Origin of the sequence: Streptomyces similanensis (assembly GCF_039543625.1) — a bacterium.
Taxonomy (GTDB): Bacteria; Actinomycetota; Actinomycetes; order Streptomycetales; family Streptomycetaceae; genus Streptomyces; species Streptomyces similanensis.
In genome coordinates this window covers 69,833-92,423 of the sequence record NZ_BAABKC010000141.1, presented here as the reverse complement: position 1 = coordinate 92,423, position 22,591 = coordinate 69,833, and the positions used below count along the sequence as shown (strand labels likewise).

Annotated in this window: 18 protein-coding genes; 2 read left to right on the top strand and 16 right to left on the bottom strand. The window is 71.3% G+C overall.

From position 1 onward, the window contains the following. Nucleotides 1-6 precede the first annotated feature (6 nt). The gene (locus ABEB07_RS37430) at nt 7-1,257 is read right to left on the bottom strand and encodes a carboxylate--amine ligase (RefSeq protein WP_345672531.1); all 1,251 of its coding nucleotides are present in this window, start codon (nt 1,255-1,257) and stop codon (nt 7-9) included. A gap of 234 nt (nt 1,258-1,491) precedes the next feature. On the opposite strand from ABEB07_RS37430, the gene fahA reads away from it, so the two are divergent. Then, entirely contained in the window at nt 1,492-2,703 is a 1,212-nt protein-coding gene (gene fahA, locus ABEB07_RS37425; RefSeq protein WP_176150094.1) for a fumarylacetoacetase, read from the top strand. A 260-nt stretch (nt 2,704-2,963) separates the two neighbouring features. Beyond that, nucleotides 2,964-3,902, top strand: a complete 939-nt coding sequence (locus ABEB07_RS37420; RefSeq protein WP_345672513.1) for a M56 family metallopeptidase — start codon at nt 2,964-2,966, stop codon at nt 3,900-3,902. A gap of 40 nt (nt 3,903-3,942) precedes the next feature. Here the strand turns inward: ABEB07_RS37420 and recQ are convergent, their stop codons facing one another. The 15 genes from recQ to ABEB07_RS37345 all read right to left on the bottom strand — a co-directional run bounded on the left by recQ (nt 3,943) and on the right by ABEB07_RS37345 (nt 22,249). Then, the gene (gene recQ / locus ABEB07_RS37415; RefSeq protein ID WP_345672512.1) at nt 3,943-5,928 is read right to left on the bottom strand and encodes a DNA helicase RecQ; all 1,986 of its coding nucleotides are present in this window, start codon (nt 5,926-5,928) and stop codon (nt 3,943-3,945) included. A gap of 251 nt (nt 5,929-6,179) precedes the next feature. After that, nucleotides 6,180-7,829, bottom strand: a complete 1,650-nt coding sequence (nuoN, locus tag ABEB07_RS37410; RefSeq protein ID WP_176150092.1) for an NADH-quinone oxidoreductase subunit NuoN — start codon at nt 7,827-7,829, stop codon at nt 6,180-6,182. After that, the gene (locus tag ABEB07_RS37405) at nt 7,826-9,397 is read right to left on the bottom strand and encodes an NADH-quinone oxidoreductase subunit M (RefSeq protein WP_345672511.1); all 1,572 of its coding nucleotides are present in this window, start codon (nt 9,395-9,397) and stop codon (nt 7,826-7,828) included. The genes nuoN and ABEB07_RS37405 overlap by 4 nt, the downstream gene beginning before the upstream one ends. A 5-nt stretch (nt 9,398-9,402) precedes the next feature. Continuing rightward, nucleotides 9,403-11,349 carry an NADH-quinone oxidoreductase subunit L gene (gene nuoL, locus ABEB07_RS37400; RefSeq protein ID WP_345672510.1) on the bottom strand — a complete coding sequence of 649 codons (1,947 nt, stop codon included), beginning with the start codon at nt 11,347-11,349 and terminating at the stop codon, nt 9,403-9,405. 15 nt (nt 11,350-11,364) lie between these two features. Then, nucleotides 11,365-11,664, bottom strand: a complete 300-nt coding sequence (gene nuoK, locus ABEB07_RS37395) for an NADH-quinone oxidoreductase subunit NuoK (RefSeq protein ID WP_018568277.1) — start codon at nt 11,662-11,664, stop codon at nt 11,365-11,367. Then, nucleotides 11,661-12,503 (bottom strand): NADH-quinone oxidoreductase subunit J, encoded by an 843-nt coding sequence (locus tag ABEB07_RS37390; protein ID WP_345672509.1) that lies wholly within the window; start codon nt 12,501-12,503, stop codon nt 11,661-11,663. Before ABEB07_RS37390 ends, nuoK begins: the two co-directional genes overlap by 4 nt. Further along, nucleotides 12,500-13,102, bottom strand: a complete 603-nt coding sequence (gene nuoI, locus ABEB07_RS37385; RefSeq protein WP_345672508.1) for an NADH-quinone oxidoreductase subunit NuoI — start codon at nt 13,100-13,102, stop codon at nt 12,500-12,502. The genes ABEB07_RS37390 and nuoI overlap by 4 nt, the downstream gene beginning before the upstream one ends. Further along, complete coding sequence (gene nuoH / locus ABEB07_RS37380; RefSeq protein ID WP_345672506.1) at nt 13,095-14,468, bottom strand: NADH-quinone oxidoreductase subunit NuoH; 1,374 nt, start codon at nt 14,466-14,468, stop codon at nt 13,095-13,097. Before nuoH ends, nuoI begins: the two co-directional genes overlap by 8 nt. Continuing rightward, nucleotides 14,465-16,969, bottom strand: a complete 2,505-nt coding sequence (locus ABEB07_RS37375; protein WP_345672505.1) for an NADH-quinone oxidoreductase subunit G — start codon at nt 16,967-16,969, stop codon at nt 14,465-14,467. Before ABEB07_RS37375 ends, nuoH begins: the two co-directional genes overlap by 4 nt. Further along, on the bottom strand, nt 16,966-18,342 hold the full coding sequence (nuoF, locus tag ABEB07_RS37370; protein ID WP_345672504.1) for an NADH-quinone oxidoreductase subunit NuoF: 1,377 nt from the start codon (nt 18,340-18,342) through the stop codon (nt 16,966-16,968). Before nuoF ends, ABEB07_RS37375 begins: the two co-directional genes overlap by 4 nt. Then, nucleotides 18,342-19,235: an NADH-quinone oxidoreductase subunit NuoE gene (gene nuoE / locus ABEB07_RS37365; RefSeq protein ID WP_345672503.1), complete on the bottom strand. Its 894-nt coding sequence runs from the start codon at nt 19,233-19,235 to the stop codon at nt 18,342-18,344. The genes nuoF and nuoE overlap by 1 nt, the downstream gene beginning before the upstream one ends. Further along, nucleotides 19,232-20,554 (bottom strand): NADH-quinone oxidoreductase subunit D, encoded by a 1,323-nt coding sequence (locus ABEB07_RS37360; RefSeq protein ID WP_345672502.1) that lies wholly within the window; start codon nt 20,552-20,554, stop codon nt 19,232-19,234. The genes nuoE and ABEB07_RS37360 overlap by 4 nt, the downstream gene beginning before the upstream one ends. Further along, on the bottom strand, nt 20,551-21,324 hold the full coding sequence (locus ABEB07_RS37355; RefSeq protein WP_345672501.1) for an NADH-quinone oxidoreductase subunit C: 774 nt from the start codon (nt 21,322-21,324) through the stop codon (nt 20,551-20,553). The genes ABEB07_RS37360 and ABEB07_RS37355 overlap by 4 nt, the downstream gene beginning before the upstream one ends. Beyond that, nucleotides 21,321-21,875: a NuoB/complex I 20 kDa subunit family protein gene (locus ABEB07_RS37350; protein WP_009190037.1), complete on the bottom strand. Its 555-nt coding sequence runs from the start codon at nt 21,873-21,875 to the stop codon at nt 21,321-21,323. Before ABEB07_RS37350 ends, ABEB07_RS37355 begins: the two co-directional genes overlap by 4 nt. 14 nt (nt 21,876-21,889) lie before the next feature. Continuing rightward, nucleotides 21,890-22,249: an NADH-quinone oxidoreductase subunit A gene (locus ABEB07_RS37345; protein ID WP_007383963.1), complete on the bottom strand. Its 360-nt coding sequence runs from the start codon at nt 22,247-22,249 to the stop codon at nt 21,890-21,892. Nucleotides 22,250-22,591 lie beyond the last annotated feature (342 nt).

Genomic DNA, 22,591 nt, shown 5'->3' with positions numbered 1-22,591 from the left:
GTCCGCTCAGGCGCCCGTGCCGGACGGGCCGCCGCCGCGTCGGCTGGTGCGCCACAGCTGGTACAGGTGCCGGGCTCCCGGCCGTACGAAGCGGGCGAGCATCGTGAGGAACGGCATCGGGTCGTCGCCCGCCAGCCAGGCCAGCTCGGTCCCGCTCGCCCGCGCCGGGGCGTGCGGGGTGGTGTAGCCGCTGCGCCGGTAGGCGAGCCAGGCGGGCAGGTCGATGTTCTCCACGACGTAGCGGTGGCCGGCCCGCTGCTCCCCCTCCGGGACGCGCCGCCCGGTCAGGTCGAGGTGCATGGCGCGCACCACGTCCACCCCCGCCTCGCTCTCGAACAGCCGGAACTGGGCGCCCACGCGCGGGTTGAAGTCCAGCAGCTTGTACCGCCCGTCGCGCCGGTCGAAGCGCAGGTCGAGGTCGGCGATCCCGGTGAAGCCGATCTGCTTGACGAACCGCGCGGCGAGGTCGGCGAGTTCGGGGTTGTCCACCACGTACGCGTTCGCCGTCATGCCCGCGTGCGGCGGCCAGGAGCGCACCTTGACGCCGGTGAACAGGGCGAGCGGGGTGGAGTCGCGGTCGAAGTAGGCGTGCACGATCCAGTCCTCGGCCTGCTCGCGCGGCAGGTACTCCTGGAGGATCACGCCGGGCCGCTCGCCCCAGTCGCGGGCGAGCGAGAGCAGCCCCGCACGGGTGGCGACCCGGGTGGTGCCGTGCACGGCCGGCCGGCTGCGCCGCACGAACGCCTCGCGGTTCTTGACCACCACCGGGAAGCGGGCCGTCTCGGCGAACGCCGCGATCTCGTCGTACGACCCCGGGAAGGCGGCCGCCGGACTCGGCACGCCGTGCTCCACGCACAGTTCGTGCAGCCCCTGCTTGCTGGCCAGGCGGCGCGGCAGGCCGGGCTCGACGGGCGGGAAGAGGAAGGGGCCGGCGAGCGCGCCCCGGTGCTCGGCGATCAGGACGGCGGCCTCCTCGTCGGTGGGCACCAGGACGGCCGGGCGGCCGATCCGGCGGGCGATCCGCAGCAGACCCTCCACCAGGCGGCCCGCGTCCTCCGTGCCGCTGGTCGGCCAGACGAACGCGCGTCGGAGGTACCGGGAGGCGGCCGCCGGGGTGTACGGGTCCTCGGTGACGGCGTACATGGGGACGCCGGCCCGGCCCAGGCTGCGGATCGCCCCCACCCCGCCGTGGTGCAGCGGGTAGTCGCCGAACTTGACGACGAGCCCCGGCACGTCCGGGTCGGCCTCGAACGGCACGCCGACGGTTCTCCTGGCCACGGGTCCCCCCACGTGTCCTGCGGAGCGGTTCAGCCCGTCCGCGCCCAAAGGACGCTAAGCCGGAATTAGGCGCTCCGACAAGGCCAATTGGGACATTGCAAACTCTTTAGACACTGCCGGAAACCGCCGGCGTCCCCGTAACGTGTGGCCCGACCACCCGAGTGCGGCCCGACCCGCACGGCACGCACGGCAGACGAAAGAGAGGCAGTACCGATGCCCCCCTTCGAGGTCCCCGAGGGCGACCCCTTCGGTCCGCACAACCTTCCCTACGGTGTCTTCTCCCGCGCCGGATCGCAGGAGAGGACCGTCGGCGTCCGGCTCGGCGACCACGTCCTGGACGCGGGCGCCGCGGCCCTGGCGCTCGGCTCGCCGTACGCCGCCCTGCTGGCCCGGCCGACCCTGAACCCGCTGCTGGCCGCCGGCCGCACCGCCTGGTCGGACGTGCGCCGCGCGCTGACCGCGTGGGTGACGGTGCCCGCGCACCAGGAGACCGTCGCGCCGTTCCTGCACCCGCTCGACTCGGTCACCCTGCACCTGCCCTTCGAGGTCGCCGACTACGTCGACTTCTACGCCTCCGAGAACCACGCCCGCAACGTCGGCCAGATCTTCCGCCCGGACGCCGCCGACTCCCTCACCCCCAACTGGAAGCACCTGCCGATCGGCTACCACGGCCGCTCGGGCACGGTGGTGGTCTCGGGCACCGACGTGGTGCGCCCGGCCGGCCAGCGCAAGGGCCCCGCCGACCCCGAGCCGGTGTTCGGACCTTCCGTGCGGCTGGACATCGAGGCCGAGGTCGGCTTCGTGGTGGGCGTGCCGTCGCGGACCGGGCGGCCGGTGTCGCTGGAGAGCTTCCGCGAGCACGTCTTCGGGCTCTGCCTGCTCAACGACTGGTCGGCGCGCGACGTCCAGGCCTGGGAGTACGTCCCGCTCGGCCCGTTCCTCGGCAAGTCGTTCGCCACGTCGGTGTCGGCGTGGATCACTCCGCTGGACGCGCTGGAGGACGCGCGGGTGGCCCCGCCGCGGCGCACGCATCCGCTGCTGCCCTACCTGGACGACGCCGCGGACGGGCCCGGCGGCTACGACCTGCGGATCTCCGTCGCGATCAACGGGCACACGGTGTCCGAGCCGCCGTTCTCCACCATGTACTGGACGGCCGCGCAGCAGCTCGCCCACATGACGGTCAACGGCGCCTCGCTGCGCACCGGAGACCTGTACGGCTCGGGCACGGTGAGCGGACCCGAGCCGGCGCAGCGCGGCTCGCTGCTGGAGCTGACCTGGAACGGCCGGGAGCCGCTCGAACTGCCGGACGGCAAGCGGACGTTCCTGGAGGACGGCGACGTGGTGACGCTGTCGGCCTGGGCGCCGGGCCCGGACGGCACGCGGGTGGGGCTCGGCGAGGTGACGGGCCGGATCGTCACGGCGTGATCGTCACGGCGTGAGCGTCACGGCTCCACCGTGACGGGGTCGGCGGCCCGGGGGCGCGATTCGGCCGCCCTCGGGTCCTGACTCGCGGCGTCCGGCACCGTCATACTGACGGCAGGCCGCACGCGGGGCCGGCCCCGGGCCGGTCCCGGGGCCGGACGCCCCTCCGCGGCACCTCTCAGCACCGCTCAACACCTCTCAGCACCGCCTCACACAGCACCACCCGACATCCGCCCCCTCCGATCAGGACCGGAGTCCGTGGCATGACCGTCTGTCTGCTCCTGCTGTGCGCCGTCGCACTGACGACGGCCGTGCCGGTCCCCCGCGCGCTGACCCGGGCCGGCTGGCCCGAACGGGAGCCCGTGGTCGCGCTGTGGGTGTGGCAGTGCCTGGTCGCCACCGTGCTGCTGTGCGCGCTGGCCGCCCTGGTGCTCGGCGCGGCGGCCGTCTTCCACACCGTGCGCGACCAGGTGTTCGCGCCCGCGCCGCCCGCCGTGACCGCCGCCTACGACCTGTCGGCCGCCCCGGTGTGGGCCGCCGTCCTCACGCTGCTGCTGGCCTGCGGCGCGGCCTGGACCACGGCGATGCTCGGCCGGGAGGCCGCCGAGGCCCACCGGCGCCGCGGCCTGGCCCGCGCCCACCTGCGCGAGCGCGCCCCCGACCTGCCCGCCGGGCTCCCCGCGGCCCGCGGCCCGATGCTGGTGCTGGAGGACGAGTACCCGGACGCCTGGTGGCTGCCGGGCCACCCGCCGCAGCTCGTCGTCACCACCGGCGCCCTGCACCGCCTCACCGGTCACCAGCTCGACGCCGTCCTCGCCCATGAACGCGGCCACGCCCGCGCCCACCACGACTGGCTGCTGCACCTGTCGACCGCGCTGGCGACCGGTTTCCCGCGCGTCCCGCTCTTCGCGCACTTCTGCGACCAGACCCACCGCCTGGTCGAGCTGGCCGCCGACGACACCGCCTCCCGCCGGCACGGCCACCTCACCACGGCCCTGGCCCTGATCGAGCTGAACCAGCACCGCGGGGTGCTGTCCTGCGCCTCCAGCCACCGGCTGCTCGGCGAGCGGGTGGACCGGCTGCTGGAGCCGCCGCCCCGGCTGGACCGCGGGCGCAGGGCCCTGACGACGACCGTCGCCGCGCTGGTGCCGCTGCTGCCCCTGCTGATCACCTTCGCACCCGGCCTGACCGCCCTGAGCTGACCGCGCCGGGCGGCTTGGGCGGCTACGGCGGCTACGGCGGCTACGTCCAGTCCGGCTCCGGCTCCGGTTCGGGCTCCGTGTCGGGCCACAGGTCCGCCGGGTCCGCGTCCAAGGCGGACGACGCCGCCCCCTGGCCGGACGGCGCCGGGTTCGGGGCGTCCGGGCCGGGCGGGGCGTTCAGGGAGTCCAGTACTCCGAGGACGCCCTCGCCGTAGGTGTTCAGCTTCTTCTCGCCGACGCCGCCCACCGTGCCCAGCTCGGCCACCGAGGCGGGCCAGAGCGTGACGATCTCGCGCAGCGTGGCGTCGTGGAAGATGACGTACGCCGGGACGCCCTGCTCGCGGGCCTGTTCGGCGCGCCAGGCGCGCAGCGCCTCGAAGGCGGGCAGCAGCGCCTCGGGCAGCTCGGCCACCGCGGCCTTGGCGCCCTTGGCCCGCCCCGAGCCGGACGAGGCGCCCGACTTGGCGGCGGCCGGCCGCTTCGGCTCCTTGCGCAGCGGCACCTCCCGCTCCCGCCGCAGCACAGAGCCGCTCGCCTCGGTCAGCGTCAGCGTGCCGTACTCGCCCTCGACCGTGAGCAGGCCCTGTGCCAGCAGCTGCCGTACGACGCCCCGCCACTCGCCCTCGGTCAGGTCCTCGCCGATGCCGAAGACGGACAGCTGGTCGTGGTCGAACTGGATCACCTTGGCGGTGCGCTTGCCGAGCAGGATGTCGATGATCTGCACCGCGCCGAACTTCTGCCCGCGCTCGCGCTGCAACCGGACCACCGTCGAGAGCACCTTCTGGGCGGCGACCGTGCCGTCCCAGGTCTCGGGCGGGGTCAGACAGGTGTCGCAGTTGCCGCAGCCGGCCGCCCCCGGCTCCTGGCCGAAGTAGACGAGGAGCTGTCCGCGCCGGCACTGGGCGGTCTCGCACAGCGCGAGCATCGAGTCGAGGTGGGCGGCGGCCCGGCGGCGGAACGCCTCGTCACCCTCGCCGGACTGGATCAGCTTGCGCTGCTGGATGACGTCGTTGAGGCCGTAGGCCATCCAGGCCGTGGACGGCAGGCCGTCGCGTCCTGCGCGGCCGGTCTCCTGGTAGTAGCCCTCGACCGACTTGGGCAGGTCCAGATGGGCGACGAAGCGCACGTCCGGCTTGTCGATGCCCATGCCGAAGGCGATCGTGGCGACCACGACGAGACCGTCCTCGCGCAGGAACCGGGACTGGTGCGCGGCGCGCGTCCTGGCGTCCAGACCGGCGTGGTACGGCACCGCGTCGACGCCGTTGGCCGACAGGAACTCCGCCGTCTTCTCCACCGAGTTGCGCGACAGGCAGTACACGATGCCCGCGTCGCCCGGGTGCTCCGCGCGCAGGAAGGCCAGCAGCTGCTTCTTGGGGTCGGCCTTGGGCACGATCCGGTACTGGATGTTGGGCCGGTCGAAGCTGGCCACGAAGTGCCGGGCCTCCGGCATGCCCAGCCGGTGGGTGATCTCCTGGTGGGTGGCGTGCGTGGCGGTCGCGGTGAGGGCGATCCGCGGCACGTCCGGCCAGCGCTCGCCCAGCAGCGACAGGGCGAGGTAGTCAGGGCGGAAGTCGTGGCCCCACTGGGAGACGCAGTGCGCCTCGTCGATGGCGAAGACGGAGATCTTGCCCCGGGAGAGCAGGTCGAGCGTGCCCTCCAGGCGCAGTCGCTCGGGCGCCAGGTAGAGCAGGTCCAGCTCGCCCGCGAGGAACTCGGCCTCCACCACGCGCCGCTCGTCGAAGTCCTGGGTGGAGTTGACGAAGCCGGCCCGCACGCCGAGCGCGCGCAGGGCGTCCACCTGGTCCTGCATCAGGGCGATCAGCGGCGAGACCACGATGCCCGTGCCGGGTCTGACCAGGGCCGGGATCTGGTAGCACAGCGACTTGCCGCCACCGGTGGGCATGAGGACGACGGCGTCGCCGCCGGCCACCACATGCTCGATGACCGCTTCCTGTTCGCCCCGGAATGCCTCGTATCCGAAGACCCGGTGCAGCGTGGCCAGCGCCTCGCTGTCCGTCACTGGCATCTCGGTGCCACCACCCGTCCCGCTCATCGTCCCGTCCCCCGTGCGTCGTCCCTCGACCACTGCCTCCACGATAGGGGTCCGCACCGACAGCCCCCGGAGTTATCCACAGACCGCCGGTACGAGAATCGCCACACGCGGCGCACCCGGCCGGCCGCGCGGAACGGCTGGAAGGGCCAGAAGGGCCGGACGTACGACGGCCCGGCCCTCCCGCAGGGGAGGAACCGGGCCGTCGCGCGCGCCGAGGGACGGACTCAGCGCACGAACACTCCCGCCTGGTTCGCCAGGTCCAGGAAGTACTGCGGGGCCACGCCGAGCACCACCGTGACCGCCACGCCGACGCCGATCGCGGTCATGGTCAGCGGCGAGGGCACCGCCACCGTCGGGCCGTCCGGGCGCGGCTCGCTGAAGAACATCAGCACGATCACCCGGATGTAGAAGAAGGCGGCGATCGCCGAGGAGAGCACACCGATCACCACCAGCGGCGCGGCGCCGCCCTCCGCAGCCGCCTTGAACACGGCGAACTTCCCGGCGAAGCCGCTGGTCAGCGGGATGCCCGCGAAGGCCAGCAGGAACACCGCGAAGACGGCCGCCACCAGCGGCGAGCGCCGGCCGAGACCGGCCCACTTCGACAGGTGCGTCGCCTCGCCGCCCGCGTCGCGCACCAGCGTGACCACGGCGAACGCGCCGATCGTCACGAAGGAGTAGGCGGCCAGGTAGAAGAGGACGGAGGAGACGCCGTCCTTCGAGGTCGCGATGACGCCCGCGAGGATGAACCCGGCGTGCGCGACGGACGAGTACGCCAGCAGCCGCTTGATGTCGGTCTGGGTGATCGCGACGATCGCGCCGACCAGCATGGTGACGATCGCCACGCCCCACATCACCGGCCGCCAGTCCCAGCGCAGCCCCGGCAGCACGACGTACAGCAGCCGCAGCAGCGCGCCGAAGGCCGCCACCTTGGTCGCCGCCGCCATGAACCCGGTCACCGGGGTCGGCGCGCCCTGGTAGACGTCCGGCGTCCACATGTGGAACGGCACCGCGCCCACCTTGAACAGCAGGCCCATGACCACCATCGCGGCGCCGATCAGCAGCAGCGCGTCGTTGCCCATGGTGTCGGCGAGCGCCGGGTCGACGTTGGTGACGTTGCCCTCGACGACGCGGCCGATCGCGGCGTAGGACACCGAGCCCGCGTAGCCGTACAGCAGGGCGATGCCGAACAGGGTGAAGGCGGAGGCGAACGCGCCGAGCAGGAAGTACTTGACCGCGGCTTCCTGCGACATGAGCCGCTTGCGGCGGGCCAGCGCGCACAGCAGGTAGAGCGGCAGGGAGAAGATCTCCAGGGCCACGAACAGGGTCAGCAGGTCGTTCGCCGAGGGGAAGACCAGCATGCCGGCGACGGCGAACAGGAGCAGCGGGAAGACCTCGGTGGTGGTGAACCCGGCCCGCACCGCGGCCTTCTCGGCGTCGCTGCCGGGCACCGAGGATGCCTGTGCGGCGAAGGAGTCGACGCGGTTGCCGTGCGCCTCGGGGTCCAGGCGCCGTTCGGCGAAGGTGAACAGGCCGACCAGTCCGGCGAGCAGAATGGTGCCCTGGAGGAACAGCGACGGACCGTCGACGGCGATGGCGCCCATCGCCGCGATGTGCGCCTTGGTGGTGCCGTATCCGTCGGCGGCCAGCGCGACCACCGCGGCGAAGCCGGCGCAGAGCGCGACGGCGGAGACGAACACCTGTGCGTAGTAACGGGACTTGCGCGGGACGAACGCCTCGATGAGCACCCCGACGATCGCCGCGCCGACGACGATCAGGGTGGGCGAGAGCTGCCCGTACTCGATCTTCGGCGCCTCGATCTTCGAGATCGGGTCGGCCGCGGTTGTCCACAGGCTGTGGACGGCTGCTGCGCTCACTTGGCCGCCTCCACCTCGGGCTTGGGATCGGTCTGGTGTACGTCCGACATGGTCTGCTTGACCGCCGGGTTGACGATGTCCGTCACGGGCTTGGGATAGACGCCCAGGAAGATCAGCAGCACGATCAGCGGCGCCACCACCACCAGCTCCCGCACCTTGAGGTCCGGCATCGCGGAGACCTCCGGCTTGACCGGTCCGGTCATCGTGCGCTGGTAGAGCACGAGGGTGTACAGCGCGGCCAGCACGATGCCGAAGGTGGCGATGATGCCGATGGCCGGGTGCCGGGTGAACGTGCCGACCAGGACCAGGAACTCGCTGACGAACGGCGCGAGGCCCGGCAGCGACAGCGTCGCCAGACCGCCGATCAGGAATGTGCCGGCCAGCACCGGCGCGACCTTCTGGACGCCGCCGTAGTCGGCGATGAGCCGGGAGCCGCGCCGGGAGATCAGGAAGCCGGCGACCAGCAGGAGCGCGGCCGTCGAGATGCCGTGGTTGACCATGTAGAGCGTCGCGCCGGACTGGCCCTGGCTGGTCATCGCGAAGATGCCCATGATGATGAAGCCGAAGTGCGAGATCGACGCGTAGGCGATCAGGCGCTTGATGTCCCGCTGGCCGACCGCCAGCAGCGCCCCGTAGATGATGCTGATCAGGGCGAGGACCAGGATCACGGGCGTGGCCCACTTGCTGGCCTCGGGGAAGAGCTGGAGGCAGAAGCGGAGCATCGCGAAGGTGCCCACCTTGTCCACGACCGCCGTGATCAGGACGGCGACCGGGGCGGTGGACTCGCCCATCGCGTTGGGCAGCCAGGTGTGCAGCGGCCACAGCGGGGCCTTGACCGCGAAGGCGAAGAAGAAGCCGAGGAACAGCCAGCGTTCGGTGTTGGTCGCCATGTGCAGCGAGCCGCTGGCGCGGGCCTGGGCGATCTCGGCGAGCGAGAAGTTCCCGGCGACCACGTACAGCCCGATCACCGCGGCCAGCATGATCAGACCGCCGGCCAGGTTGTAGAGCAGGAACTTCACCGCCGCGTAGGACCGCTGGGTGGCCGCCGTCTCCTCGCCGTGCTCGTGGGCGCGGTCGCCGAAGCCGCCGATGAGGAAGTACATCGGGATCAGCATGGCTTCGAAGAAGATGTAGAAGAGGAAGACGTCGGTGGCCTCGAAGGAGATGATCACCATCGCCTCGACGGCCAGGATCAGCGCGAAGAAGCCCTGGGTCGGCCGCCAGCGGCGGCTGCCGGTCTCCAGGGGGTCGGCGTCGTTCCAGCCGGCCAGGATCACGAACGGCATCAGCAGCGCCGTCAGCGCGACGAGCGCCACGCCGATGCCGTCCACGCCCAGTTCGTAGCGGACCCCGAAGGCCGCGATCCAGGAGTGCGACTCGGTGAGCTGGAAGCGGGCGCCGTCCGGGTCGAAGCGGACCAGGACGGTGACCGCCAGGGCGAGCGTGGCCAGCGAGACGAGCAGCGCGAGCCACTTGGCGGCGGTGCGTCGGGCGGCCGGTACGGCGGCCGTGGCGACGGCCCCGAGGGCCGGGAGCACCGCCGTCGCTGTCAGCAGGGGAAAGGACATCGGTATCAGACCGCCCTCATCAGCAGGGTCGCGGCGACCAGGAGTGCCGCGCCGCCGAACATCGAGACCGCGTAGGAGCGCGCGAAGCCGTTCTGGAGCCGGCGCATCCGCCCGGACAGGCCGCCCATGGAGGCCGCGGTGCCGTTGACGACGCCGTCGACCAGGGTGTGGTCGACGTAGACCAGCGACCGCGTCAGGTGTTCGCCGCCGCGGACCAGGACGACGTGGTTGAAGTCGTCCTGGAGCAGGTCGCGCCGGGCGGCCCGGGTGAGCAGCGAGCCGCGCGGGGCGACGGCCGGGACGGGCTTGCGGCCGTACTGGAACCAGGCGAGGGCGACGCCGACCACCAGGCAGACCATGGTGGCGCCGGTGACGGTCGCGGCGCTGAGCGGCGAGTCGCCCTCGCTGTGCCCGGTGACCGGCTCCAGCCAGTGCAGGAAGCGGTCGCCGATGCTGAAGAACGCGCCGCCGAAGACCGATCCGACGGCCAGCACGATCATCGGGATCGTCATGACCTTGGGCGACTCGTGCGGGTGCGGCTCACTGTGCGCGCCGCGCTCCTCGGCGGCCGGCTCCACGTCGGGCTCGGCCGGGGAGGCGGTGGGCCGGTCGCGCCAGCGCTCCTCGCCGAAGAACGTCATCAGCATCACGCGCGTCATGTAGAACGCCGTGATGGCCGCGCCGAGCAGGGCCGTGCCGCCGAGGATCCAGCCCTGGGTGCCGCCCTTGGCGAAGGCCGCCTCGATGATCTTGTCCTTGGAGAAGAAGCCGGACAGGCCCGGGAAGCCGATGATGGCGAGGTAGCCGAGGCCGAAGGTGATGAAGGTGACCGGCATGTACTTGCGCAGGCCGCCGTACTTGCGCATGTCGACCTCGTCGTTCATGCCGTGCATGACCGAGCCCGCGCCGAGGAACAGCCCGGCCTTGAAGAAGCCGTGCGTCACCAGGTGCATGATCGCGAAGACGTAGCCGATCGGGCCGAGTCCGGCGGCCAGCACCATGTAGCCGATCTGCGACATGGTCGAGCCGGCCAGCGCCTTCTTGATGTCGTCCTTGGCGCAACCGACGATGGCGCCGAACAGGAGGGTGACCGCGCCGACCACGGTGACGACGAGCTGCGCGTCGGGCGCCGCGTTGAAGATCGCCGCGGAGCGGACGATGAGGTAGACGCCCGCGGTGACCATGGTGGCGGCGTGGATGAGGGCGGAGACCGGGGTCGGGCCCTCCATCGCGTCGCCGAGCCAGGACTGGAGCGGCACCTGGGCGGACTTGCCGCAGGCGGCGAGCAGCAGCATCAGGGCGATGGCGGTGAGCTTGCCCTCGCCGGTGTCGCCGGTGTGGGCGAGGACCGGGCCGAAGGCGAAGGTGCCGAACGTGGTGAACATCAGCATGATCGCGATCGACAGGCCCATGTCGCCGACGCGGTTGACCAGGAACGCCTTCTTCGCGGCGGTGGCGGCGCTGGGCTTGTGCTGCCAGAAGCCGATCAGCAGGTAGGAGGCGAGACCGACGCCCTCCCAGCCGACGTACAGCAGCAGGTAGTTGTCGGCGAGGACCAGCAGCAGCATCGCCGCGAGGAACAGGTTGAGGTAGCCGAAGAAGCGGCGGCGCCGCTCGTCGTGCGCCATGTACCCGATGGAGTACAGGTGGATCAGCGAGCCGACGCCGGTGATCAGCAGTACGAACGTCATCGACAGCTGGTCGAGCCGGAAGGTGACGTCGGCCTGGAAGCCGGCCACCGGGATCCAGCTGAACAGGTGCTGGACGAGCGTGCGGTGTTCGGCGCCCTTGCCGAGCAGGTCGGCGAAGAGGACCAGGCCGATCCCGAAGGAGGCGGCCGCGAGCAGGGTGCCGAGCCAGTGGCCGACGGCGTCCAGGCGCCGGCCGCCGACCAGGAGGACGGCCGCTCCGAGCAGGGGCGCCGCGATCAGCAGCGCAATCAGGTTCTCCACGATGGATCCGACCCCTTACAGCTTCATCAGGCTGGCGTCGTCGACCGAGGCCGAGTGGCGGGAACGGAACAGCGACACGATGATCGCGAGTCCGACCACGACCTCCGCTGCGGCGACGACCATCGTGAAGAAGGCGATGATCTGCCCGTCGAGGTTGCCGTGCATGCGGGAGAAGACGACGAACGCGAGGTTGCAGGCGTTCAGCATCAGCTCGACGCACATGAACACCACGATGGCGTTGCGCCGGATCAGCACGCCGGTGGCGCCGATCGTGAACAGCAGGGCGGCGAGGTAGAGGTAGTTGACGGGGTTCACTTCGACGCCTCCTCGGTCCGCCGGGAGCGGGCCGGTTCGTTCCCGGTGCGCTCCAGGCGCTCTTCGGCGCGCTGCTCGATGGCCTTCAGGTCGCTCAGCGCCTCGGCCGAGACGTCCCGGATCTGGCCGCGCTCGCGCAGCGTCCTGCTGACGGTCAGCTCCGAGGGCGTGCCGTCGGGCAGCAGGCCGGCGACGTCCACGGCGTTGTGCCGGGCGTAGACGCCGGGGGCGGGCAGCGGCGGCAGGTGCTTGCCCTCGCGCACGCGCTGCTCGGCCAGCTCGCGCTGGCTCTTGGCACGCTCGGTGCGCTCGCGGTGGGTGAGCACCATCGCGCCGATGGTGGCCGTGATCAGCAGGGCGCCGGTGAGTTCGAACGCGTAGACGTAGCGGGTGAAGATGAGGGTCGCCAGGCCCTCCACGTTGCCGTTCGCGTTGGCCTTGCCGGCGCCGGCGAAGTCCTTCAGGGAGGCGTTGGCGATGCCCGCGAAGAGCAGGACGCCGAAGCCGAGACCGCACAGCAGGGCCAGCCAGCGCTGCCCCTTGATGGTCTCCTTCAGGGAGTCCGCCGCGGTCACGCCGACGAGCATCACCACGAACAGGAACAGCATCATGATCGCGCCGGTGTAGACGACGATCTGCACGATGCCGAGGAAGTAGGCGCCGTTGGCCAGGTAGAACACCGCGAGGACGATCATGGTGCCAGCCAGGCACAGGGCGCTGTGCACGGCCTTGCGCATCAGGACGGTGCCCAGGGCGCCGAGCACCGCCACGGTGCCCAGCACCCAGAACTGGAACGCCTCCCCGGTGGAGGTGGCGTAGGCGGCGAGCTGCGCGCTCATGCGTCCACCCCCTCGTCCGCGGGCGTCTCGCCCTTGGAGACGGCGGTCTGCCGCTCGGTGCCCGGCGCGGCCTCGGTCACCAGGCCCCGGTAGTAGTCCTGTTCGTCGGTGCCGGGGTAGAGGGCGTGCGGCGAGTCGACCATGCCCTCCTCCAGACCGGCGAGCAGCTGCTCCTTGGTGTAGATGAGGTTGGCGCGGCTGGAGTCGGCCAGCTCGAAGTCGTTGGTCATCGTCAGCGCGCGCGTGGGACACGCCTCGATGCACAGGCCGCACAGGATGCAGCGGGCGTAGTTGATCTGGTAGACGCGGCCGTAGCGCTCGCCCGGCGAGTAGCGCTCCTCGTCGGTGTTGTCGGCGCCCTCGACGTAGATGGCGTCGGCGGGACAGGCCCAGGCGCACAGCTCGCAGCCGACGCACTTCTCCAGGCCGTCCGGATGGCGGTTGAGCTGGTGCCGTCCGTGGAACCGCGGAGCGGTGGTCTTCTTCTGCTCCGGGTACTGCTCGGTCAGCCGCTTCTTGAACATGGCCTTGAAGGTCACGCCGAAGCCGGCCACCGGGTTCTGGAAACCGGGCTTGGTCTCCTGGGGTTCCTCAGCCATCGGACGCCTCCTTTCCCTCCAGAGTTCCGTCACTGACAGTGTCCGGCCCACCACTGACAATCAGCTCCCGCTCCCGGTGCGAGCGGCGCCGGGGCACCGGCGGCAGCTCCTGTCCGGGCAGCGGCGGCACGGGGAATCCGCCGGCCATCGGGTCGAATCCGGCGGCCCCGGCGGGCTCGGACACGTCCCGCTCGTCCGTCTTCGCCTTCTCGCGGAACATGTCGGCGACGAAGGACAGCACCAGCAGGGCCAGGACGCCGCCGCCGACGTAGAGGGCGATGTCGGCGAAGTCGTAGTGCTGGTTGCGCAGGGTCCGCACCGTGGCGACGAGCATCAGCCAGACCACGGAGACCGGGATGAGCACCTTCCAGCCGAGCTTCATCAGCTGGTCGTAGCGCACCCGCGGGAGCGTGCCGCGCAGCCAGATGAAGAAGAACAGCAGCAGCTGCACCTTGATCACGAACCAGAGCAGCGGCCACCAGCCGTGGTTGGCGCCCTCCCAGAAGGTGCTGATCGGCCAGGGCGCCCGCCAGCCGCCCAGGAAGAGCGTGGTGGAGACGGCCGAGACGGTCACCATGTTGACGTACTCGGCGAGCATGAACATCGCGAACTTGATCGAGGAGTACTCGGTGTTGAAGCCGCCGACCAGGTCGCCCTCGGACTCCGGCATGTCGAAGGGGGCGCGGTTGGTCTCGCCGACCATGGTGACGATGTAGAGCACGAAGGAGACCGGCAGCAGCAGGATGTACCAGCGGTCGTGCTGCTGTTCGACGATCGTGGACGTCGACATGGAGCCCGAGTACAGGAACACCGAGGCGAACGCGGCGCCCATCGCGATCTCGTAGGAGATCATCTGCGCGCAGGAGCGCAGACCGCCCAGGAGCGGATAGGTGGAGCCGGAGCTCCAGCCGGCCAGGACGATGCCGTAGATGCCGACCGAGGCGACCGCGAGGATGTAGAGCATCGCGATCGGCAGGTCGGTCAGCTGCATCGCCGTGCGGTGCCCGAAGACGGAGACCTCGTTGTCCGCGGGCCCGAAGGGGATGACCGCGATCGCCATGAAGGCCGGGATGGCCGCGACGACCGGCGCGAGGACGTAGACGACCTTGTCCGCGCGCTTGACGACCAGGTCCTCCTTCAGCATCAGCTTGATGCCGTCGGCGAGCGACTGGAGCATGCCCCAGGGGCCGTGCCGGTTGGGGCCGACGCGCAGCTGCATCCAGGCGACGACCTTGCGCTCCCAGACGATGGAGAACAGCACCGTCACCATCAGGAAGGCGAAGCAGAACACCGCCTTGACGACGACCAGCCACCAGGGATCGGTGCCGAACATCGAGAGGTTCTCCGCGGCGAGGGACGACCTCATGCCTCCACCTCCTTGTGGACCCCGGCCGCGCGCGGCGCCGGGCCGATGCGGACGAGGGAGCCGGGCCGCGCCCCGGTGTCGGAGGCGACGCCGGAGCCGACGGAGTTCAGCGGGAGCCACACCACCCGGTCGGGCATGTCAGTGATCTCCAGCGGGAGTTCGATCGCCCCGGCGGGGCCGGTCACGGCGAGCGGCTCGCCGTCGGCGACACCCGCCTCGGCGGCGGTGGCGGCCGAGACGCGCGCGCGTGCGGCGTGCCGGGTGCCGGCCAGCGCCTCGTCGCCCTCCTGGAGGAGGCCGTGGTCCAGCAGCAGCCGGTGCCCGGCGAGCACGGCCTCCCCGGCGGCCGGGCGGGGCAGCGCGCCCGCGCTCTCGGCCGGGTCGTCGGCGCGCGGCCCGCGCCAGGCGCCGAGCCGGTCCAGTTCGGCGTGCGCGGTCCTGAGGTCCGGCAGCCCCAGGTGCACGTCCATGGTGTCGGCCAGCATCTGGAGCACCCTGAGGTCGCCGGGGGCGAGCCTGCGGGTCATCTGGTCGGGCTTGAGGGCGGCCTCGAAGAAGCGCACCCTGCCCTCCCAGTTGAGGAAGCTGCCGGCCTTCTCGGCGACGGCGGCCACCGGCAGGACCACGTCGGCGTGCTCGCTGACCTCGCTGGGCCGCAGCTCCAGGGAGACCAGGAAGCCCACCTCGGCCAGCGCGGCCCGCGCGCGGGCCGGGTCGGGCAGGTCGGCGACCTCCACGCCGGCCACCAGCAGCGCCTGGAGCTCGCCGTCGGCGGCGGCCTGGACGATCTGGCCGGTGTCGCGGCCGTAGCGGTGCGGGAGGTCGGCCACGCCCCAGACGGCGGCGACCTCCTCCCGCGCGCGCGGGTCGGTGGCCGGGCGGCCGCCCGGCAGCAGCGACGGCAGCGCGCCCGCCTCGATCGCGCCCCGCTCGCCCGCCCGGCGCGGGATCCACACCAGGTGCGCGCCGGTGGCGGCCGCGGTCCGCACGGCGGCGGTCAGGCCGCCCGCCACGGAGGCGAGCCGTTCGCCGACGACGAGGACGGCGCCCTCGGCGCGCAGCGCCCGCGCGGCCTGGCTGCCGGCGTCCTCCAGGCCGGCGTCGTCGGCCAGCGCGTCCAGCCATTCGGTCTCGGTGCCGGGCGCGGCCGGCAGCAGCGTGCCGCCGGCCTTCTCCAGGCCCCGGGTGGCGTGCGTGGCCAGTGCGAACACCCGCTGTCCGTGCTTGCGCCACGCCTTGCGCAGCCTCAGGAAGACGCCGGGCGCCTCCTCCTCGGACTCGAATCCGACAAGCAGCACGGCGGGCGCCTGCTCCAGCGCCGTGTAGGTGACGCCCGTGCCGTCGACGTCCTTGCCGCGCCCGGCGACGCGGGCGGCCAGGAAGTCGGCCTCCTCGCCGCTGTGCACGCGCGCCCGGAAGTCGATGTCGTTGGTGTCGAGCGCCACCCGCGCGAACTTGCTGTACGCGTAGGCGTCCTCGACGGTGAGCCGGCCGCCGGTGAGGACGCCGGTGCGGCCGCGCGAGGCGAGCAGCCCCTGAGCGGCGATCTCCAGCGCCTCCGGCCAGGAGGCCGGCACGAGTTCGCCCTCGGGGCTGCGCACCAGCGGGGTGGTCAGCCGGTCCTTGGTCTGCGCGTAGCGGAACGCGAAGCGTCCCTTGTCGCAGATCCACTCCTCGTTGACCTCGGGGTCGTTGGCGGCGAGCCGCCGCATGACCTTGCCGCGCCGGTGGTCGGTGCGGGTCGCGCAGCCGCCGGAGCAGTGCTCGCACACGGTCGGCGAGGAGACCAGGTCGAAGGGGCGCGAGCGGAACCGGTAGGCGGCGGAGGTGAGCGCGCCGACCGGGCAGATCTGGATGGTGTTGCCGGAGAAGTACGACTCGAACGGGTCGCCCTCGCCGGTGCCGACCTGCTGGAGCGCGCCCCGTTCGATCAGTTCGATCATCGGGTCGCCGGCGACCTGGTTGGAGAAGCGGGTGCAGCGCGCGCACAGCACGCACCGCTCGCGGTCCAGCAGCACCTGCGTGGAGATCGGCACCGGCTTCTCGTACGTCCGCTTCCTGCCCTCGAAGCGGGACTCGGCGTTGCCGTGCGACATGGCCTGGTTCTGGAGCGGGCACTCGCCGCCCTTGTCGCAGACCGGGCAGTCCAGCGGGTGGTTGATGAGCAGCAGCTCCATCACGCCGTGCTGGGCCTTCTCGGCGGCCGGCGAGGTGAGGTGGGTCTTGACCACCATCCCGTCGGTGCAGGTGATGGTGCACGACGCCATCGGCTTGCGCTGGCCCTCGACCTCGACGATGCACTGGCGGCAGGCGCCGGCCGGGTCGAGCAGCGGGTGGTCGCAGAACCGGGGGATCTCGATGCCGAGCTGTTCGGCGGCCCGGATGACCAGGGTGCCCTTGGGCACGCTGATCTCCGTTCCGTCGATCGTCAGCGTGACGAGGTCTTCCGGCGGGGGCGCCGCCGCGCCGCCCGAGGAGGGGGCGTTGGTGGTCACGGTCATGCGCGCACCTCCGTGTGCTGGTCCGCCCAGGCCGTCGACCTGGCCGGGTCGAAGGGGCAGCCGCGGCCCGTGATGTGCTCCTCGTACTCCGCCCGGAAGTACTTGAGGGAGGAGAAGATCGGCGAGGCGGCGCCGTCGCCGAGGGCGCAGAAGGACTTGCCGTTGATGTTGTCGGCGATGTCGGCGAGCTTGTCGAGGTCGCTGGTGCGGCCCTTGCCGGCCTCGATGTCCCGCAGCAGCTGCACCAGCCAGTACGTGCCCTCACGGCACGGGGTGCACTTGCCGCACGACTCGTGGGCGTAGAACTCGGTCCACCGGGTGACGGCCCGCACCACGCAGGTGGTCTCGTCGAAGCACTGGAGGGCCTTGGTGCCGAGCATGGAGCCGGCCGCGCCGACGCCCTCGTAGTCCAGGGGCACGTCGAGGTGCTCCTCGGTGAACATCGGGGTGGAGGAGCCGCCCGGCGTCCAGAACTTCAGCCGGTGGCCGGGCCGCATGCCGCCGCTCATGTCGAGCAGCTGGCGCAGGGTGATGCCGAGCGGGGCCTCGTACTGGCCGGGGCTCGCGACGTGGCCACTGAGCGAGTACAGCGTGAAGCCCGGGGACTTCTCGCTGCCCATGGACCTGAACCAGTCCTTGCCGTTTTTGAGGATGGCGGGAACCGACGCGATCGACTCGACGTTGTTCACCACAGTCGGGCACGCGTAGAGGCCCGCGACGGCGGGGAAGGGGGGACGCAGCCGCGGTTGTCCGCGGCGGCCTTCGAGCGAGTCCAGCAGCGCGGTCTCCTCGCCGCAGATGTACGCCCCGGCGCCGGCGTGCACGGTGATGTCGAGGTTCAGTCCGCTGCCCAGGACGTTCTCGCCGAGGTAGCCGGCCGCGTAGGCCTCGCGCACGGCCGAGTGCAGCCGCCGCAGCACGGGGACGACTTCGCCGCGCAGATAGATGAAGGCGTGCGACGACCTGATGGCGTAGCACGCGATCACGATGCCCTCGATGAGGCTGTGCGGGTTCGCGAGGAGGAGCGGGATGTCCTTGCAGGTGCCCGGCTCCGACTCGTCGGCGTTGACCACCAGATAGTGCGGTTTGCCGTCGCCCTGCGGGATGAACTGCCACTTCATGCCGGTCGGGAAGCCCGCGCCGCCGCGGCCGCGCAGTCCGGAGTCCTTCACGTACGCGATCAGGTCGTCCGGCGACATGGCGAGCGCCTTGCGCAGGCCCTCGTAGCCGTCGTGCGCGCGGTACACGTCAAGCGTCCAGGAGCGGTCCTCGTCCCAGAAGGCCGACAGCACGGGCGCCAGCAGCTTCTCGGGGCTCGATCCTCCCCCGGCCTCGGGCTGGGAGGCGCCCTCGTAGTTGGTGGACACCGTCATCACTCCCCCTCCTCGGCGGCGGGTCCGGCCGGGTGGGCCGGGTCGGAGGCCGATGTGTCCTGTGGCGCGTCGTGCGAGCTGAGGTGCTCCGCCGGCGACGGCCGGTGTCCGGCGGCGTCCCGCGGTGCGTCCCGCGGCGTGTCGTGCGGGCCGCCCTCGCGGGGGTGGACCACGCGCGCGGGGGCGGTCTCGCCGCGGGCCAGGCGCAGGCCGGCCAGGGAGGCGTGGCCCGCGCTGCCGCCGGCGTCGGCGGCGCCTTCGCGCTCGTCGGGGAAGCCGGCCAGGATGCGGGCGGTCTCCTTGAAGGTGCACAGCGGGGCGCCGCGGGTCGGCGTCACCGGGCGGCCGGCGCGCAGGTCGTCGACGAGGTGTTTGGCGCCGGCCGGGGTCTGGTTGTCGAAGAACTCCCAGTTGACCATCACGACCGGCGCGAAGTCGCAGGCCGCGTTGCACTCGATGTGCTCCAGGGTGACCTTGCCGTCGTCGGTGGTCTCGCCGTTGCCGACGCCCAGGTGCTCCTGGAGGGCCTCGAAGATGGCGTCGCCGCCCATCACCGCGCACAGGGTGTTGGTGCACACCCCGACCTGGTAGTCGCCGGACGGCTTGCGCCGGTACATGGTGTAGAAGGTGGCGACCGCGGTGACCTCGGCCGTGGTCAGGCCGAGCACGTCGGCGCAGAACGCCATGCCGGTGCGCGTGACGTGTCCCTCCTCGGCCTGCACGAGGTGCAGCAGCGGCAGGAGGGCGGAGCGGGAGTCGGGGTAGCGGGCGATGATCTCGCGCGCGTCGCGCTCCAGCCGGTCGCGGACGTCGTCCGGGTAGCCGGGCGCGGGCAGTTCGGGCATGCCCAGGCTGACGCCCTGCCCGGCCCGCGGGGAAGAAGAGGTGGTCACCGGTCGACGCCTCCCATCACGGGGTCGATGGAGGCGACGGCGACGATGACGTCGGCGACCTGGCCGCCCTCGCACATCGCCGCCATGGCCTGAAGGTTGGTGAAGGACGGGTCGCGGAAGTGGACCCGGAAGGGGCGGGTGCCGCCGTCGGAGACGGCGTGCACGCCGAGTTCGCCCTTGGGCGACTCGACCGCCGTGTACGCCTGGCCGGGCGGGACGCGGAAGCCCTCGGTGACCAGCTTGAAGTGGTGGATCAGGGCCTCCATGGAGGTGCCCATGATCTTCTTGATGTGGTCGAGGGAGTTGCCGAGCCCGTCGGGGCCCAGGGCGAGCTGGGCGGGCCAGGCGATCTTCTTGTCGGCGACCATGACCGGGCCGGGCTGGAGCCGGTCCAGGCACTGCTCGACGATCCGCAGCGACTGGTGCATCTCCTCCAGCCGGATCAGGAAGCGGCCGTAGGCGTCGCAGGTGTCGGTGGTGGGGACGTCGAAGTCGTACGTCTCGTAGTCGCAGTACGGCTGTGTCTTGCGCAGGTCGTGCGGCAGGCCGGTGGAGCGCAGGATCGGGCCGGTGGCGCCGAGGGCCATGCAGCCGGCCAGGTCGAGGTAGCCGACGTCCTGCATGCGGGCCTTGAAGATGGGGTTCCCGGTGGCGAGCTTGTCGTACTCCGGGAGGTTCTTCTGCATCTTCTTCACGAACTCGCGGATCCGGTCCACCGCGCCGGGCGGCAGGTCCTGGGCGAGTCCGCCGGGCCGGATGTAGGCGTGGTTCATCCGCAGGCCCGTGACCAGCTCGTAGATGTCGAGGATCATCTCCCGGTCGCGGAAGCCGTAGATCATGATCGTGGTGGCGCCGAGCTCCATGCCGCCGGTGGCGATGCACACCAGGTGGGAGGAGAGCCGGTTCAGCTCCATCAGGAGCACCCGGATGATCTTGGCGCGCTCGGTGATCTGGTCCTCGACGCCGAGGAGCTTCTCGACGGCGAGGCAGTAGGCGGTCTCGTTGAAGAAGGACGTCAGGTAGTCCATGCGCGTCACGAACGTGGTGCCCTGCGTCCACGTGCGGAACTCGAGGTTCTTCTCGATGCCGGTGTGCAGGTAGCCGATGCCGCAGCGGGCCTCGGTGACGGTCTCGCCCTCGATCTCCAGGATCAGCCGCAGCACTCCGTGGGTGGAGGGGTGCTGGGGGCCCATGTTGACGACGATGCGCTCGTCGTCGGCGCGGGCGGCGGACTGGACGACCTCGTCCCAGTCGCCGCCGGTGACCGTGTAGACGGTGCCTTCCGTGGTCTCCCTCGGGGAGGCGTGCGATGTGCTCACGAGTACGACCTCCGCTGGTCCGGAGCCGGGATCTGGGCGCCCTTGTACTCGACGGGGATGCCGCCGAGGGGGTAGTCCTTGCGCTGCGGGTGACCCTGCCAGTCGTCCGGCATCATGATCCGGGTCAGCGCCGGGTGGCCGTCGAAGACGATCCCGAAGAAGTCCCAGGTCTCGCGCTCGTGCCAGTCGTTGGTCGGGTAGACGGGGACCAGCGAGGGGATGTGCCGGTCGCCGTCGGGGGCGCTGACCTCCAGCCGGATCAGCCGGTTGTGGGTGATCGAGCGCAGGTGGTAGACGGCGTGCAGCTCGCGGCCCTTGTCGTGCGGGTAGTGGACGCCGCTGACGCCGGTGCACAGTTCGAACCGCAGGGCGGGGTCGTCGCGCAGGGTGCGGGCGACGCGCGGCAGGTGCTCGCGTTCGATGTGGAAGGTGAGTTCGCCGCGGTCGACGACCGTCTTCTCGATGGCGTTGCCGGGCAGCAGGCCCTGTTCCTCCAGGGCGCCTTCGAGTTCGTCGGCGACCTCGTCGAACCAGCCGCCGTAGGGCCGGGCGGCCGGTCCGGGCAGCCGGATCGAGCGGACCAGGCCGCCGTAGCCGGAGGTGTCGCCGCCGTTGTTCGCGCCGAACATGCCGCGCTGGACGCGGACCTCCTCGCCGCCCTGGCCGCGCCGGCCGGGCAGGTTGTCGGCGGACAGGTCCTTCTCGGGGTTGGCCCCGTTGGCGGAGCCGTTCCCGCCGCCCGCACCCTGGGTGCCGTTCGCGTCGCTCACCGCAGCAGCCCCTTCATCTCGATCGTGGGCAGGGCCTTGAGCGCCGCCTCCTCCGCCTCGCGGGCCGCTTCCTCCGCGTTCACGCCGAGCTTGGTGGACTGGATCTTCTGGTGGAGCTTGAGGATCGCGTCCATCAGCATCTCCGGGCGCGGCGGGCAGCCGGGCAGGTAGATGTCGACGGGGACGATGTGGTCGACGCCCTGGACGATCGCGTAGTTGTTGAACATGCCGCCCGAGGAGGCGCAGACGCCCATGGAGATCACCCACTTGGGGTTGGGCATCTGGTCGTAGACCTGCCGCAGTACGGGCGCCATCTTCTGGCTGACCCGGCCGGCCACGATCATCAGGTCGGCCTGGCGGGGCGAGCCGCGGAAGACCTCCATGCCGAAGCGGGCCAGGTCATAGCGGCCGGCGCCGGTGGTCATCATCTCGATCGCGCAGCAGGCCAGGCCGAAGGTGGCCGGGAAGACGGACGCCTTGCGCACCCAGCCCGCGGCCTGCTCGACGGTGGTGAGCAGGAATCCGCTCGGCAGCTTTTCTTCGAGTCCCATGTCTCTATGGCCCCTCAGTCCCATTCCAGGCCGCCGCGCCGCCATACGTACGCGTAGGCGACGAAGACGGTGAGCACGAAGAGCAGCATCTCCACGAGCCCGAAAACACCCAGGGCGTCGAAGGTGACGGCCCAGGGGTAGAGGAAGACGATCTCGATGTCGAAGACGATGAAGAGCATCGCCGTCAGGTAGTACTTGATGGGGAAGCGCCCGCCGCCGGCCGGCGTGGGGGTCGGCTCGATACCGCACTCGTAGGCTTCGAGTTTGGCGCGGTTGTACCGCTTCGGTCCGATCAGCGTGGCCATGACCACGGAGAAGATCGCAAAGCCTGCCCCGAGGGCTCCCAGTACGAGGATGGGCGCATAAGCGTTCACCGCTCCTCGCTCCTCTCAGTCGGCACTGACTGCTGGCGGTGTGGACTCCCTGGCCGTCTCACGCGTCCACCGCCCCCGCCCGTCCCGGCGAAGATCGAGAACATGTGAAGCAGGTCACAAGCCCAACTGCAGGGCATCCTATGCCTGCGACTCTGTGATCTGCGACACGGGGTATTCCACAAGCTTTGTGATCTCCACCACCTGACGAAGGATCATGAAGTCGGATGAGCTTCGATCTTCACACTGGAAGCACACGAGCGATCACCAAAGGTGACATTTGACCTCGTCTTTGCAGGTCGGACGGGGTGTGCACTATCAGATGACCGGCGTCCGGCGCAAAGT

What these genes read in the sequence shown, in the direction of transcription:
- recQ (WP_345672512.1), bottom strand. Translation starts at nt 5,928, where the DNA reads ATGCCAGTGACGGACAGCGAGGCGCTGGCCACGCTGCACCGGGTCTTC.
- ABEB07_RS37375 (WP_345672505.1), bottom strand. Translation starts at nt 16,969, where the DNA reads ATGACCGTGACCACCAACGCCCCCTCCTCGGGCGGCGCGGCGGCGCCC.
- fahA (WP_176150094.1), top strand. Translation starts at nt 1,492, where the DNA reads ATGCCCCCCTTCGAGGTCCCCGAGGGCGACCCCTTCGGTCCGCACAAC.
- ABEB07_RS37390 (WP_345672509.1), bottom strand. Translation starts at nt 12,503, where the DNA reads ATGAGCGCGCAGCTCGCCGCCTACGCCACCTCCACCGGGGAGGCGTTC.
- ABEB07_RS37350 (WP_009190037.1), bottom strand. Translation starts at nt 21,875, where the DNA reads ATGGGACTCGAAGAAAAGCTGCCGAGCGGATTCCTGCTCACCACCGTC.
- nuoH (WP_345672506.1), bottom strand. Translation starts at nt 14,468, where the DNA reads ATGAGGTCGTCCCTCGCCGCGGAGAACCTCTCGATGTTCGGCACCGAT.
- nuoF (WP_345672504.1), bottom strand. Translation starts at nt 18,342, where the DNA reads ATGACGGTGTCCACCAACTACGAGGGCGCCTCCCAGCCCGAGGCCGGG.
- nuoI (WP_345672508.1), bottom strand. Translation starts at nt 13,102, where the DNA reads ATGGCTGAGGAACCCCAGGAGACCAAGCCCGGTTTCCAGAACCCGGTG.
- ABEB07_RS37420 (WP_345672513.1), top strand. Translation starts at nt 2,964, where the DNA reads ATGACCGTCTGTCTGCTCCTGCTGTGCGCCGTCGCACTGACGACGGCC.
- ABEB07_RS37405 (WP_345672511.1), bottom strand. Translation starts at nt 9,397, where the DNA reads ATGTCCTTTCCCCTGCTGACAGCGACGGCGGTGCTCCCGGCCCTCGGG.